A 12,328-nucleotide genomic window follows, 5' to 3' on the forward strand; every position below is an offset into this window, starting at 1 on the left:
CCAGGGATGAAGAAAAGTCAGAAGTTGTTCGGCGCCAGCCTGCTGGCGCTGGCGATCAGCGGATGTGCAGTCACCAGTGAACCGATCGAACGCAGTGTCAGTGAGCAACGGGCCCGAGCCGACCTGCAAACCATGTACAAGGGCCAGGAACCGCTGCGCGGTCCGCTGACCCTGCATCAGGCCATGGCCCGTGCCGTGAAGTACAACCTTGAAGGGCGCTTGAAAATCATGGAGGAAGCGCTGGCCAAACGGCAGCTCGACCTCGCCAGTTTCGACATGCTGCCGCGCATGGCGCTGGACGCCGGTTACGTCGGACGCAACAACGTCAGCGCTTCCAGCAGCCAGAGCGTACGCACCGGCACCCAGTCTCTGGAACCGTCGACCTCCCAGGACCGCGACCGCAACGTCGCGGACCTGACCATGGTCTGGAACGTTCTCGATTTTGGTGTCAGCTACATCAACGCCAAACAACAGGGCGACCAGCGTCTGATCGTTCAGGAACGTCGGCGCAAGGTGATCAACACCATTGTTCAGGATGTGCGCTCGGCCTATTGGCGGGCGATGGCGGCCGAACGTCTGCTCAAGCAGATCGACAGCCTGATGGCGCGGGTCGACGCTGCCCGGCGCAACAGCGAAAGCATGAGCGAGCAGCGCATCGGCGATCCGGTGCAGTCCCTCGGTTATCAACGTTCGCTGATCGAAGCCACCCGACAGCTGGAAGAGCAGCGCCGTGCGCTGTCGCTGGCGAAAACCGAGCTGGCGACCCTGATCAACCTGCCGATGGGCACCAACCTGACGCTGGCCACCGACGACGGTTATCAGATCCCGGAACTCAAAGTCGATATCTCCAAACTGGAACAGGAAGCCCTGACCAGCCGTCCGGAACTGCGTGAGCAGGATTACCAGACCCGAATCAGCGCCGCCGAAACCCGCAAGGCGATGTTGCGCATGCTGCCGGGCCTGGAGTTTTCTGCTGGCGGGCACTACGACAGCAACTCGTTCCTGGTAAACGACCGCTGGGCCGACTATGGCGTGAAAGTGACCTGGAACCTGTTCAACGTGATCTCCGCCCCGGCGGCCATCGACGTGGCCAAGGCCGGCGAAGAGGTCGCCACCGCACGTCGCCAGGCGATGTCGATTGCGGTGCTGGCGCAGTTGTACGTGGCCAACGCCAACTATCAGGAGGCGCTTCGCCAGTTCAAGACCAACCAGCAACTGTCGGACATCGACGGGCAAATCGTCGGTCAGCTGCGCAATCGTCATCAGGCGGCGGGCATCGGTGAGCTGGACCTGATTCAGGGCGAACTGAACAACCTGCAAGCGGACTTGCGTCGCGACCTGTCCTACGCCGATCTGCGCAATGCCTATGGCCAGATCTTCGCCAGTGCCGGGCTCGATCCGTTGCCGGATCAGGTGCAGTCGACCGAAGTGCAGTCGATCGCCACGGCGCTGGCCAACCGCGAAGCGGCGTGGGCGTCGGGGGATATTTCGGTGCCGGTGGCCCATGCCTCCGCGAAGTGATGTGCTGGCGCCGACCGCCAGCATCAGCCGTGCACAGCGTGAGGCCCGCAATGGCCATCGCGGCACGGCCGTGTTGCTGACCGGTTTGCCGGCGGCGGGCAAATCGACCCTGGCTCAGGCGCTGCATGCCGAACTCTTCGAGCGAGGTCTGCAAAGTGTGGTGCTCGACGGCGATGGTTTGCGCGTCGGGCTCAACCGCGATCTGGGATTCACCGATGCCGACCGACTGGAAAACATCCGTCGGGCCAGTGAACTGGCGGCGCTGCTGGTGGAGAACGGGCAGATCGTGATTCTGGCGATGATCGCGCCACTGGTGGAGTTGCGTGAAGTGTTCGCTCAACGCCTGGGCGATGACTATCGCGAAGTCTGGTGCAGCGCCGCGCTGGCGGTGTGCGAACAGCGCGATCCGAAAGGGCATTACGCCCGGGCGCGACGTGGAGAGCTGGCTGGGTTTACCGGCGTGTCGGCACCTTACGAGCCACCGGCCCAGGCGTCGCTGGTACTCGATACCGGAACACTGACGGTCGAGGCCTGCCTTGACCGCTTGCTGACCTGGCTCGGCGAATCCGCGGTGTTGCCCAGGACATGAGCCGGCCGGCGTTCTCGCGGCTGCCGCTGGCGGTGGATCTGCCGTTGCTGTTGCAGGCGCTGGCGGCGATTGAAAACGATGCCTGGCGCGGGCATTTCAACACGGCCTATTTCGCGGGCGACTGGAGCGGCGTGGCGCTGATTTCCGCTGCCGATGCGCTGACTGAACTGTCCCCAGGAACCGCCGAACCTGTACAGCGTGTGCCTTGGCTGAAGGACCGCCGCTGGCAGCAGGCGTTGCGTGATCTGCCGCTGGATATCGTCAGTGCCCGGCTGCTGCGGCTGGGGCCGGGCGGGCAGATTCACGAGCATCGCGACTATGACCTCGAGGGGCCGGACGCGGATTTTCGACTGCATATTCCGCTGCTCAGCCCACCCGCCGTGGACTTCTGGCTCGACGGTCTGCGCATGCCGATGTCGGCGGGCGAGTGCTGGTTTCTCGACCTTGCGCGGCCGCATCGGGTCGATAATCGCGACAGTACGGCGCGCATTCATCTGGTACTCGATTGCCGTCCCGGCGTCTGGCTGGAGCAGATGATTGCCGAGGGTTTATCGAACACGCCGCAGCCTGATGCCGAAGACTCGGCGTTGCAGCGGTTTCATCGTCTGCTGGCCGTGGATCCTTCGTTGTCGGCGACCTTGCAGGCACTGCACGACCCCGAAGTGTTCATCAGCCAGACACTGGCATTGGCCGCCGAGCGCGGCTTGTCATTCTCCCGGGAAGAGCTGGAGGCGGCGATGCGCAAGGGGCGCCGGTCATGGAACGAACAATGGCGAGCCTGAATTTCGACGGCTGGCTACCGATTCGCATCTGGAAAGACGCCAGCCAATGGCAGGTGGACTGGTGCTGGTTTGGCGATACGCCGCTGCATCAGCCGTTTTTTCGCGATGCGGTGGAAGAAGCGCTGCGGCTGCCGTTCAATCAGGCGTTTCGCCGGCAAACACCCTTGTCGGCACTCACGGATTGGCAGGCGCTCAGTCCTGGCCTGGCGCCGAGCGCCTTCATCCTGCACGCCTCGCGTTGCGGATCGACGCTGATCAGCCAGATGCTCGCCCGACTCGACGATCACATCGTGATCTCGGAACCGCCGCCCCTCGATGCCTTGCTGCGCAGTGATCTGCCGGCCGTCGAACGCCGTGCGGCCATCGCCGGGTTGCTCTCGGCCTACGGTCAGCGCCGGCGCGGTGTGGAGCAACGGCTGGTGATCAAGCTCGACGCCTGGAACATCGGTGAATGGCCTCTGCTTCACGAATGCTTCTCCGATACGCCTTGGTTGTTCGTCTATCGCGATCCGCTGGAAATCGCCGTTTCGCATCTGCGTCGCCCGGGCATGCACATGGTGCCCGGCATGCTCGGCGAGTGCGTGCTGGACGACAACTTGCCATTCGAAGGGCGTGAGGATTTCATCGCCCGGAGGCTGGGACGTCTGCTGGAGGCGGGGCGCTTGCACTGCACTGATTTCGGCGGGCTGACGGTCAATTACAGCGAGTTGCCCGAGGCGATAACGGGACGTTTGGCGGGGTTTTTCAGGTTGAACGTCACGCAACGTGAACAGGCTCTGGCAGGCTCGGCACAACATGCGAAACAGCCGTCACAGGCGTTTGTCGCCGATGGCGAAAGCAAACGCCGTGAGGCTTCCACGCTGTTGCAGGCGCAAGTGGAACGTTGTGCGCGGGCGCCCTACGAAGCGCTTGAACGCCTGCGCGCGTTCACGATTTCGCCGACAGATCCGCCATCCCCTTGAGCAATTCGATCGGCAACGGAAAGACGATGGTCGAGCTCTTGTCGCCGGCAATCGAACTCAGGGTCTGCATGTAACGCAACTGCATGGCGCCTGGCTGGCGCCCGAGCATTTCGGCGGCCTGCATGAGTTTTTCAGAGGCCTGCAATTCACCTTCGGCGTGGATCACCTTGGCTCGCCGTTCCCGTTCGGCTTCGGCCTGTTTGGCGATGGCGCGGACCATCGATTCGTTGAGGTCGACGTGTTTGATCTCGACATTGGCGACCTTGATACCCCAGGCGTCGGTCTGGGCGTCGAGCACTTGCTGGATGTCGATGTTCAGGCGTTCGCGTTCGGCCAGCAGTTCGTCCAGTTCATGTTTGCCGAGCACCGCACGCAGGGTGGTCTGGGCCAGTTGGCTGGTGGCCATGAGGAAGTCCTCGACCTGGATGATCGCTTTCTGTGGGTCGAGCACCCGGAAATACAGCACCGCGTTGACCTTGACCGAGACGTTGTCGCGGGTGATCACATCCTGCGGCGGCACGTCGAGAACAATGGTGCGCAGATCCACCCGGACCATTTGCTGCACCACCGGAATCAACAGGATCAGCCCCGGTCCCTTGACCTGCCAGAAGCGCCCGAGCTGGAACACCACGCCACGTTCGTATTCACGCAGGATGCGGAACGTCGAGCCGGCCAGGGCAATGAGCAACAGCAGCAGCGCGACAAAACCGATTTGCAGACCCATGATCACTCTCCGAGCGGTGCCGCGTCAGCCGCGGCCACTTGCAGCAACAAGCCCTTGCGTCCGACCACCCGCACCGGTTGCCCGGTGTGCAGCGGTGTGGCGCTCAAAACTTGCCAGCGTTCTCCCTGTAATTGCACCCAGCCGTTGCGAGCGTCCTGCGGCTGCACGACCGTCACGGCCGTTACGCTGCCAAGCAGGCCCGCGTCGCCGCTGACCGGATGGCGCGGTCGAGTCTTCAAAGCGCGGATCAGTAGCGCAATCAGCAGCAGGGCGCTGACCAGCCCGAGGCCGATCATCATCGGCACCGGCAGTTCGGCGTTGCCCAGGATCAGCGCGCCGATCACGAACATGACGATGCCGCCCAGGCCGATCACGCCGTAGTTGGGCAGCGCGGCTTCGGCGATCAGGAACGCGATGCCCAAGGTGATCAGCCACAGGCCGATGGGGTCGACAGCGTGCAGCGGGGTGTCCACAGCCAGGGCCGATCCGCTCAGCAGCATCAACAGGACAAACGCACAGCGACGGGTGTTCACGTGACCCTCCGGGAGAGTCAGGGGTTCTCTTTACAGTCTAGTTGAGCCTGGAGCTGGATGAATTTTGATCAAATTACCCGTGTCGCCAGTGGGCGGAATTCCCTTCACTCGCAGCGTGCCCGACTAGACTTTCAAGGACAGGAACAATGTTCATCACCGCCCGCCGCGCAGCGTCGGCGGGCACCGAGGTGCATCATGCGTATGGCAAGAAAAGTGCAAAGCAGCCTGACCCGGGCGCAATGCGAATATGACGTCCTCTCCCATCCGCACTCGAGCAGCAGCCTTGAAACGGCGCGGGTTTCGGGGATTCCGGCGGATAGAGTGGCCAAATCGGTGATCCTCGACGACCACCACGGGCATTACCTGATGGCCGTGCTGCCCGCCAGCCGCCATCTGGACCTGAGCAAGGTGCGCACCAGCGGCGAGTGGCAGATCACCCGCGAAAGCACCCTGGCGCACCTGTTCGACGACTGCGAACGCGGCGCGGTGCCGCCGCTGGGCGACTCCTACGGGCTGGACATGGTCATCGACCCGTTGGTGACCCGGCAAAAAGACATTTACCTGGAGGCCGGCAACCACAACAACCTGCTGCACATGAGCATGCCCGAGTTCCTGAAAATGGTGCCGCATGCGCAGGTGCGGGAGTTGAGTCAGTAGGTTTTTGTTAGCGTCTGCGCCGACGCCAATCGCGAGCAGGCCCGCTCCCACAGGTTCTGCAATGAATCTGTGGCAATGTGGCTTGCTCGCGAAATGTTTGCATCCACTGAATCTTCGAAGGAGTAGAACAATGGAAAATCCGACGCACAGCCTCCCATCCCTGTTCAAACAGCTCGGACTGCCCAACGACCCGGTCAGCATCGACCAGTTCATCGCCACCCATTCCCCGCTCAAACCTGAATTGCACCTGTGCGATGCGTTTTTCTGGACCAAGAGCCAGGCGGATTTTTTGCGGGACGAGATTCTCGATGATGCGGATTGGGCGGAGGTGGTGGATCAGTTGGATGTGATGTTGAGGAAGGGGCGGGCGGGGTAATCATCGAACCTATTCCTTGGTAGTCATAGCTCTCAGGGAAGAGAACTTCGCTTCAACTTCAAGATTGGATAAACCAATTCCGGAGGCCATTGATTCACGGGCGATGCTGACTTTTTGCTCTAAAAATGCCGCGTACGCAGATGAGTCGGGCAGACGTTCAATCGGATGTTGTTCGGAGTTCGGGTTCTCGGTCGTGAATTTCATCGTCATGGTCAGTGCTCTCAGGTGTCGGTGTCGGCGCAGTTTCAACGAGGGGCATTTCTTGTGCTCAAAGCAATTTGTTTCAAAACTTGACTGAATTTCCCCTCCAATGCCATATTGATAGTTAGCAAACTAACAGTGTGTGCATTCCCTCGTGCCGAATACCCTCGACGCCCTCCAGATGAACATCAGCAGCGCCATGGTGGTGGCCGCCAGGCATTGGCGGAAGATCTGCCAGACCACGCTGGTCAACTATGGAATTTCCGAAGCCTGCGCCGTCCCGCTCTTGATGATCGGGCGTCTGGGGGAGCGCGTGCATCAGGTGCAGGTGGCGCAGGCGGCGGGGATCGAGAGTCCTTCGCTGGTGCGGCTGCTCGATCAGTTGTGTCACGCCGGCTACGTCTGCCGCACTGAAGACCCGCAGGATCGCCGGGCCAAATGCCTGAGCCTGACCGACACCGGTCGCGAGCTGGTGCAAGCGGTGGAAGTCGAGCTGGTGCGTCTGCGCAATGAGGTGCTCGAAGGCATCGACCGGAGTGATCTGGAGGCTACGCTTCGTGTACTGAGAGCTTTTGAGGCGGCCAGTCCGCCAGCGGTGATCTATCCGTGAACGGCTTCTTTTCCGGCATTCCTCCGGCCCGGGACTGGTTCTACGGGATCCGTACGTTTGCAGCCTCGATGATCGCGTTGTACATCGCCTTGCTGATGCAGATGCCGCGTCCTTACTGGGCGATGGCCACGGTGTACATCGTTTCCAGCCCGTTCCTCGGGCCGACCAGTTCCAAGGCGTTGTACCGGGCGATCGGGACCTTTCTCGGCGCTGCGGCGGCGGTGCTGTTCGTGCCGATGTTCGTCCAGAGCCCGTATGTGCTGGTGGTGGTCATCGCGTTGTGGACCGGGATTCTGCTGTTCCTGTCGCTGCACCTGCGCACCGCCAACAACTACGCGCTGATGCTCGCGGGCTACACCTTGCCGCTGATCGCCTTGCCGACGGTGGATAACCCGCTGGCGGTCTGGGATGTGGCTGAGGCGCGTACCGAAGAGATCTTCCTTGGCATCGCGGTGGCGGCGGTGGTCGGCGCGATGTTTTGGCCACGACGCCTGGCGCCTGTGTTCAACGATGCGGTGGGCAAGTGGTTCGCCGATGCGACGACCTACAGCCTGAAATTCCTTAGCCGCGACGTGCAGCCCGAAGAAGTCACCGCCCTGCGCATGGCCATGGTCGGCAGTTTCAACAGCCTGGAATTGATGATCGGCCAGTTGCCGCACGAAGGCGCGCGGCCGCAGACGGTGCGTAACACCAAGGAACTGCGCGGGCGGATGATCCACCTGCTGCCGGTGATCGACGCCCTGGAAGACTCGCTTTACGCCCTCGAACGGCGCACGCCGGAACTGGTGGAAAAATTCGCGCCGCTGCTCGCTGCCACCCGCGAATGGCTCGGCCACAAAGATGCCGATCTCGACCGCTGGCAAGCCCTGCGCGATCAGCTCGAAGCCCTGCAACCCAGCGCCGAAGCCCTCGAAGATCGCAAACAGTTGCTGTTTTCCAACGCGCTGTACCGCCTCGGCGAATTCATCGATCTGTGGCAGGACTGCCGCAGTCTGCAGGACGCGATCCTGTGTGAACGCCAGGACAGCTGGCGCGCGGTCTATCGTCACTGGCGCCTTGGTCGCCTGACGCCGTTTCTCGACCGTGGGCTGATGCTGTATTCGGTGGCCTCGACCATTCTGGCAATCATCGTCGCCTCGACACTGTGGATTCTGCTGGGCTGGACCGACGGCGGCAGCGCGGTGATTCTGGCAGCGGTGTCGTGCAGTTTCTTTGCCTCGATGGACGACCCGGCGCCGCAGATTTACCGGTTCTTTTTCTGGACCGGGATGTCGGTGCTGTTCGCCAGTCTGTACCTGTTTCTGGTGCTGCCGAACCTGCATGACTTCCCGATGCTGGTGCTGGCGTTTGCCATCCCGTTCATCTGCGTCGGCACCCTGACGGTTCAGCCACGGTTCTACCTCGGCATGCTGCTGACGCTGGTGAACACCTCGTCGTTCATCAGTATCTCGGGCGCTTACGATGCGGACTTCTTCGCCTTCGTGAACTCCAACCTGGCGGGCCCGATGGGGTTGTTGTTTGCGTTTATCTGGACGCTGATCGCCCGGCCGTTCGGCGCCGAGCTCGCCGCCAAGCGCCTGACCCGTTTCAGCTGGAAAGACATCGTCAGCATGACCGAGCCGGCGAACCTCGCCGAGCACCGGCAATTGGGCGTGCAACTGCTCGACCGCCTGATGCAGCACTTGCCGCGTCTGGCGCTGACCGGCCAGGACACCGGCATCGCCATGCGCGAAGTGCGCGTGGGTCTGAACCTGCTCGATCTGCTGGCCTACACCCCGCGCGTGACCGGCGTGCCGAACGCGTTGTTGCAGCAAGTGGTGGCCGAGGTCGGCGATTACTTCCGGGCCTGTCTCAAGGCCGGTGAACGCTTGCCGGCTCCGAGCCCGTTGCTGATGACCATGGACCGCACTCGCCGCGCGCTCAACGGCCACGGCGACGAAGAAACCCGACTACACCTGTTGCACGCTTTGAGCGGTTTGCGTCTGGCGCTGTTGCCCGGCGTCGAATTCGTTTCCAGCGCCGAGCCCGAAGAACCGCTGCCCGAAGGAGCGCCCCTATGATCGGTGACCTGGACATCAGCGGCATTTTCCTGCCGACCCTGCTGGTGCTGATGGGCATCACGTATGTGCTGTTTGTGCTGGTACATGGCGTGCTTACACGCCTGCATTTCTACCGTCTGGTCTGGCACCGGGCATTGTTCAACGTGGCTCTCTACGCCGTGATGCTGTACGGCGTGGACTCACTCAGTCGATACCTGATGACATGAAAAAACCGTTTTTGACCATCGGTCGCGTGATGCTGACCTTGCTGATCGTGACTTTCGCCGTCGTCGTGGTCTGGCGCATGGTGATGTATTACATGTTCGCGCCCTGGACCCGTGACGGCCACATCCGCGCCGATATCGTGCAGATCGCCCCGGACGTGTCCGGGCTGATCCAGCAGGTCGAGGTCAAGGACAACCAGTTGGTGAAGCGCGGCCAGGTGCTGTTCAGCATCGATCAGGACCGTTTCAAATTGGCGTTGCGTCAGGCCAAGGCAGCCGTTGCCGACCGCGAAGAAACCCTCGCCCAGGCCCAGCGTGAAGCCAAGCGTAATCGTGGTCTGGGCAATCTGGTGCCGGCCGAACAGCTGGAAGAGAGCCAGTCGAAAGTCGCCCGCGCGCAATCGGCACTGGCCGAAGCGCTGGTGACGGTGGACAGCGCCCAGCTCAACCTCGACCGTTCGGTGATCCGCAGCCCGGTGGACGGTTACGTCAACGACCGCGCGCCGCGCACCCAGGAATTCGTAACGGCCGGGCGTCCGGTGTTGTCGGTGGTGGACAGCAATTCGTTCCACATCGACGGCTATTTCGAAGAGACCAAACTCGACGGCATCCACGTCGGCCAGTCGGTGGATATCCGCGTGATCGGCGACCGCGCCCGCTTGCGCGGGCATGTCGAAAGTATCGTCGCCGGTATCGAAGACCGTGACCGTTCGAGTGGCAGCAACCTGTTGCCCAACGTCAACCCGGCCTTCAGCTGGGTACGCCTGGCGCAGCGGATTCCGGTGCGCATTGCCTTCGATGACGTGCCGGATGACTTCCGCATGATCGCCGGGCGTACCGCCACGGTGTCGATCATCGACGATAAACAGCAGGAGCCCGCGCAATGAACAGGGCCCTGATGATCGCCGGGCTGGGCGTGATGTTGTCGGCCTGTTCCATGGTCGGGCCGGACTATCACCTGCCGGGTGACGCGGCCATCCAGCGCAAGGATTTTCAGGGCGATCTGGCGGTGGCCGGCAAGCCGGTGGTCTCGTCACCGGTGCCGGCGGATTGGTGGCGGTTGTATCGCGATCCGCGACTGGATCAACTGGTGCAGCAGGCCATGGCGTCCAACACCGATCTGCGGGTGGCGGCGGCGAACCTGTCGCGGGCCCGTGCCCAGGTCGATGAGGCCGAGGCAGCCGGTGGCTGGAGCGGTGGTGTGAAAATGGGCGCCCAGCGCTTGCAGGAGTCCGGTCAGGCGTTCCTGCTGCCGGAGAAAGTCCCGGTGGCCAACGTCGCCGACATCGGCATCAGCGCTTCCTACCAGTTCGACCTGTGGGGCGTTTTGCAGCGCGGGATCGAAGCGGCGAAAGCCAACGCCGATGCAACCCAGGCCGCTGCCGACACCGCACGCATCACCCTGGTGGCCGACGTGGTTCGGGCTTATACCCAAGTCTGCGCGGCCAACGAAGAGCGGGAAATCGCCCAGCATTCCCTTGACCTGCAATCCCAGAGCACCACGCTGATCCAGCGTCTGCGCGATGCCGGGCGCGGGGACGAAACCCAAGTCACCCGCTCGCAGACCCAATTCAAGTCCTTGCGCGCCGACATGCCGCGCTATGAAGCGGCGCGTCAGGCCGGGTTGTTCCGCCTGTCGATGCTGCTGGCCAAACCGGTCGATCAATTGCCGGCCGGCACCGCGACCTGCGCCGAATTGCCGAAAATCGCCCAACTGGTGCCGGTCGGTGACGGCGCTGCACTGCTCAAGCGCCGTCCGGATATCCGCCAGGCCGAGCGTCGACTGGCAGCCGCGACTGCCGGGATCGGCATTGCCACCGGCGAGCTGTACCCGGACATCAGCATTGGCGCGACCATTGGCACCGTCGGCATTGTCTCCGACCTCGGCGACCCGTCGACCAACCGCTGGGGCTTCGGCCCGTCGCTGAGCTGGAAGGTACCGACCAACGGCGCCCGGGCGCGGATCCGTGAAGCCGAAGCCTCGACCCAGGGCGCACTGGCGCACTTCGACGGTGTGGTGCTGAACGCCATCCGCGAAACCCAGACCGGTCTGGCCCAGTACACCGCGCTGTTGCAACGCCGCGATGCGCTGGCCGATGCCGAGCAGTCGGCGAAGCTGGCGGCTGACCAGACTCACCGCTTCTTCCAGGCGGGCCGCGAGTCGTTCCTCGCCGACCTGCAAGCCACCCGCACCTACACCGACGTCACCGCGCAACTGGCCGCCGCCAATACCCAGGTTGCCATGAGCCAGATCGATTTGTTCCTCGCCCTCGGCGGCGGTTGGGAAAGCGGACGAACGCAAGCCTCGAGCGCCAGCAAACCCTGAGGCCGTTGCTATGCTTTGAAGTATTGAAGGGGCGCCCTGAGCAAGGCGCCTTTTCAGTGCACATTGCTAGCGCAGGTCTAGGGGAAACCAATAATGAAAAACCCTTACGCTCTCGGCTTCTGGTGCGCCCTGGTCGCACTGGTGCTGCTGTCGGCCACCTATTTCTACGGCATCATGCTGGCCCACCAGATCGACAAGGCGATGGTCTTCCTCGACAGCGCGACTGCGTTGATCGCCGTGATGGCGATCGTGGTGGTGGCCTGGTCGTTGGTGCAGGTGCAGAAGCTCAAAAAAAGGCAGCTTGAACAAAGCAAGACCCTGCTGCTGATCTGGGATACCAAAGTCGCGCTGCGCAAGGTCGAAACCGTGTTCGACCGCTACTTCTGGGGCAGCTACTGGCAACCGGGACGCACCTTCGCCGAGGTCATGGGCGAACTCACCGGCACCCCGCTGGAAAAAAGCCTCGAAGCCCTGAAAAAACAATGCCTGGCACTCGACAGACAAGTCGCCGATGAAGGCTGGCACTGGTTGAACAATGCGCGTGAATTGTCCGACGTCGCCACGGCCATGGCCCGTGAGCGCTATCAACTGGATTTCTGCGACCCGCGCGGCGACGGGCCGGGCGGGGCGGTGATCGACCGGGATTTCGAGGTGCTCGTGTACACCTGGACCGCACGCCTGAAAAGCTTCGATCATCAGCTCGATGAGATCGAGGTGCAGTATTCCTGATCTCCCGAAAGATCGCCGAACCCGGCGATCTTTTTGTTTGTCCATGTCCCGTGGA

At 62.5% G+C, this 12,328-nt stretch carries 15 protein-coding genes; 12 read left to right on the forward strand and 3 right to left on the reverse strand.

The window, feature by feature from the left end; genetic code table 11:
* The first annotated feature begins 6 nt into the window (after positions 1-6).
* Genes IF199_RS00805 through IF199_RS00820 form a run of 4 tightly spaced genes read left to right on the forward strand, consistent with a single transcriptional unit; the run spans position 7 to position 3,854 of the window.
* Positions 7-1,521: a TolC family protein gene (locus tag IF199_RS00805; protein ID WP_096821835.1), complete on the forward strand. Its 1,515-nt coding sequence runs from the start codon at positions 7-9 to the stop codon at positions 1,519-1,521.
* Positions 1,505-2,110, forward strand: coding sequence for an adenylyl-sulfate kinase (cysC, locus tag IF199_RS00810; protein ID WP_192559451.1), 606 nt, complete (start codon positions 1,505-1,507; stop codon positions 2,108-2,110). Before IF199_RS00805 ends, cysC begins: the two co-directional genes overlap by 17 nt.
* Positions 2,107-2,892, forward strand: a complete 786-nt coding sequence (locus IF199_RS00815) for an aspartyl/asparaginyl beta-hydroxylase domain-containing protein (protein WP_192559452.1) — start codon at positions 2,107-2,109, stop codon at positions 2,890-2,892. Before cysC ends, IF199_RS00815 begins: the two co-directional genes overlap by 4 nt.
* Complete coding sequence (locus tag IF199_RS00820) at positions 2,880-3,854, forward strand: sulfotransferase family protein (RefSeq protein WP_192560897.1); 975 nt, start codon at positions 2,880-2,882, stop codon at positions 3,852-3,854. The genes IF199_RS00815 and IF199_RS00820 overlap by 13 nt, the downstream gene beginning before the upstream one ends.
* Here IF199_RS00820 and IF199_RS00825 read toward each other — a convergent pair.
* Entirely contained in the window at positions 3,820-4,578 is a 759-nt protein-coding gene (locus IF199_RS00825) for a slipin family protein (protein ID WP_007957673.1), read from the reverse strand. The two genes, IF199_RS00820 and IF199_RS00825, sit on opposite strands and share 35 nt — an antisense overlap.
* A gap of 2 nt (positions 4,579-4,580) precedes the next feature.
* The gene (locus IF199_RS00830) at positions 4,581-5,111 is read right to left on the reverse strand and encodes an NfeD family protein (protein ID WP_096821839.1); all 531 of its coding nucleotides are present in this window, start codon (positions 5,109-5,111) and stop codon (positions 4,581-4,583) included.
* 195 nt (positions 5,112-5,306) lie between these two features.
* Here IF199_RS00830 and IF199_RS00835 point away from each other — a divergent pair, with 195 nt between their 5' ends.
* Both IF199_RS00835 and IF199_RS00840 read left to right on the forward strand, forming a co-directional pair.
* Entirely contained in the window at positions 5,307-5,768 is a 462-nt protein-coding gene (locus tag IF199_RS00835; protein WP_096821840.1) for an aminoacyl-tRNA deacylase, read from the forward strand.
* Between the two features lie 130 nt (positions 5,769-5,898).
* Positions 5,899-6,144, forward strand: a complete 246-nt coding sequence (locus IF199_RS00840; RefSeq protein ID WP_085712632.1) for a DUF2789 domain-containing protein — start codon at positions 5,899-5,901, stop codon at positions 6,142-6,144.
* Between the two features lie 9 nt (positions 6,145-6,153).
* On the opposite strand, the gene IF199_RS00845 is transcribed toward IF199_RS00840, so the two are convergent.
* Complete coding sequence (locus tag IF199_RS00845) at positions 6,154-6,354, reverse strand: hypothetical protein (protein WP_192559453.1); 201 nt, start codon at positions 6,352-6,354, stop codon at positions 6,154-6,156.
* A 172-nt stretch (positions 6,355-6,526) separates the two neighbouring features.
* On the opposite strand from IF199_RS00845, the gene IF199_RS00850 reads away from it, so the two are divergent.
* From IF199_RS00850 to IF199_RS00875, 6 genes are all read left to right on the forward strand, one after another.
* Positions 6,527-6,955: a MarR family winged helix-turn-helix transcriptional regulator gene (locus tag IF199_RS00850; RefSeq protein ID WP_173861332.1), complete on the forward strand. Its 429-nt coding sequence runs from the start codon at positions 6,527-6,529 to the stop codon at positions 6,953-6,955.
* The gene (locus IF199_RS00855; RefSeq protein ID WP_192559454.1) at positions 6,952-9,015 is read left to right on the forward strand and encodes an FUSC family protein; all 2,064 of its coding nucleotides are present in this window, start codon (positions 6,952-6,954) and stop codon (positions 9,013-9,015) included. Before IF199_RS00850 ends, IF199_RS00855 begins: the two co-directional genes overlap by 4 nt.
* Complete coding sequence (locus IF199_RS00860; protein ID WP_007957657.1) at positions 9,012-9,221, forward strand: DUF1656 domain-containing protein; 210 nt, start codon at positions 9,012-9,014, stop codon at positions 9,219-9,221. The genes IF199_RS00855 and IF199_RS00860 overlap by 4 nt, the downstream gene beginning before the upstream one ends.
* Positions 9,218-10,105 (forward strand): efflux RND transporter periplasmic adaptor subunit, encoded by an 888-nt coding sequence (locus IF199_RS00865; RefSeq protein WP_102620551.1) that lies wholly within the window; start codon positions 9,218-9,220, stop codon positions 10,103-10,105. The genes IF199_RS00860 and IF199_RS00865 overlap by 4 nt, the downstream gene beginning before the upstream one ends.
* Positions 10,102-11,544, forward strand: coding sequence for an efflux transporter outer membrane subunit (locus IF199_RS00870; RefSeq protein WP_096821846.1), 1,443 nt, complete (start codon positions 10,102-10,104; stop codon positions 11,542-11,544). The genes IF199_RS00865 and IF199_RS00870 overlap by 4 nt, the downstream gene beginning before the upstream one ends.
* Positions 11,545-11,637: 93 nt before the next feature.
* Positions 11,638-12,273 carry an NADH:ubiquinone oxidoreductase subunit N gene (locus IF199_RS00875; RefSeq protein WP_096821847.1) on the forward strand — a complete coding sequence of 212 codons (636 nt, stop codon included), beginning with the start codon at positions 11,638-11,640 and terminating at the stop codon, positions 12,271-12,273.
* Positions 12,274-12,328: the final 55 nt, after the last annotated feature.

The sequence above is a fragment of the Pseudomonas allokribbensis genome (assembly GCF_014863605.1).
GTDB classification, from domain to species: Bacteria; Pseudomonadota; Gammaproteobacteria; order Pseudomonadales; family Pseudomonadaceae; genus Aquipseudomonas; species Aquipseudomonas allokribbensis.

Bases quoted from the DNA above. Each gene is read 5' to 3' on its own strand.
- IF199_RS00805 (WP_096821835.1), top strand. From the start codon at position 7: ATGAAGAAAAGTCAGAAGTTGTTCGGCGCCAGCCTGCTGGCGCTGGCG.
- cysC (WP_192559451.1), top strand. From the start codon at position 1,505: ATGCCTCCGCGAAGTGATGTGCTGGCGCCGACCGCCAGCATCAGCCGT.
- IF199_RS00815 (WP_192559452.1), top strand. From the start codon at position 2,107: ATGAGCCGGCCGGCGTTCTCGCGGCTGCCGCTGGCGGTGGATCTGCCG.
- IF199_RS00820 (WP_192560897.1), top strand. From the start codon at position 2,880: ATGGCGAGCCTGAATTTCGACGGCTGGCTACCGATTCGCATCTGGAAA.
- IF199_RS00825 (WP_007957673.1), bottom strand. From the start codon at position 4,578: ATGGGTCTGCAAATCGGTTTTGTCGCGCTGCTGCTGTTGCTCATTGCC.
- IF199_RS00835 (WP_096821840.1), top strand. From the start codon at position 5,307: ATGCGTATGGCAAGAAAAGTGCAAAGCAGCCTGACCCGGGCGCAATGC.
- IF199_RS00840 (WP_085712632.1), top strand. From the start codon at position 5,899: ATGGAAAATCCGACGCACAGCCTCCCATCCCTGTTCAAACAGCTCGGA.
- IF199_RS00845 (WP_192559453.1), bottom strand. From the start codon at position 6,354: ATGACGATGAAATTCACGACCGAGAACCCGAACTCCGAACAACATCCG.
- IF199_RS00850 (WP_173861332.1), top strand. From the start codon at position 6,527: ATGAACATCAGCAGCGCCATGGTGGTGGCCGCCAGGCATTGGCGGAAG.
- IF199_RS00860 (WP_007957657.1), top strand. From the start codon at position 9,012: ATGATCGGTGACCTGGACATCAGCGGCATTTTCCTGCCGACCCTGCTG.
- IF199_RS00865 (WP_102620551.1), top strand. From the start codon at position 9,218: ATGAAAAAACCGTTTTTGACCATCGGTCGCGTGATGCTGACCTTGCTG.
- IF199_RS00870 (WP_096821846.1), top strand. From the start codon at position 10,102: ATGAACAGGGCCCTGATGATCGCCGGGCTGGGCGTGATGTTGTCGGCC.
- IF199_RS00875 (WP_096821847.1), top strand. From the start codon at position 11,638: ATGAAAAACCCTTACGCTCTCGGCTTCTGGTGCGCCCTGGTCGCACTG.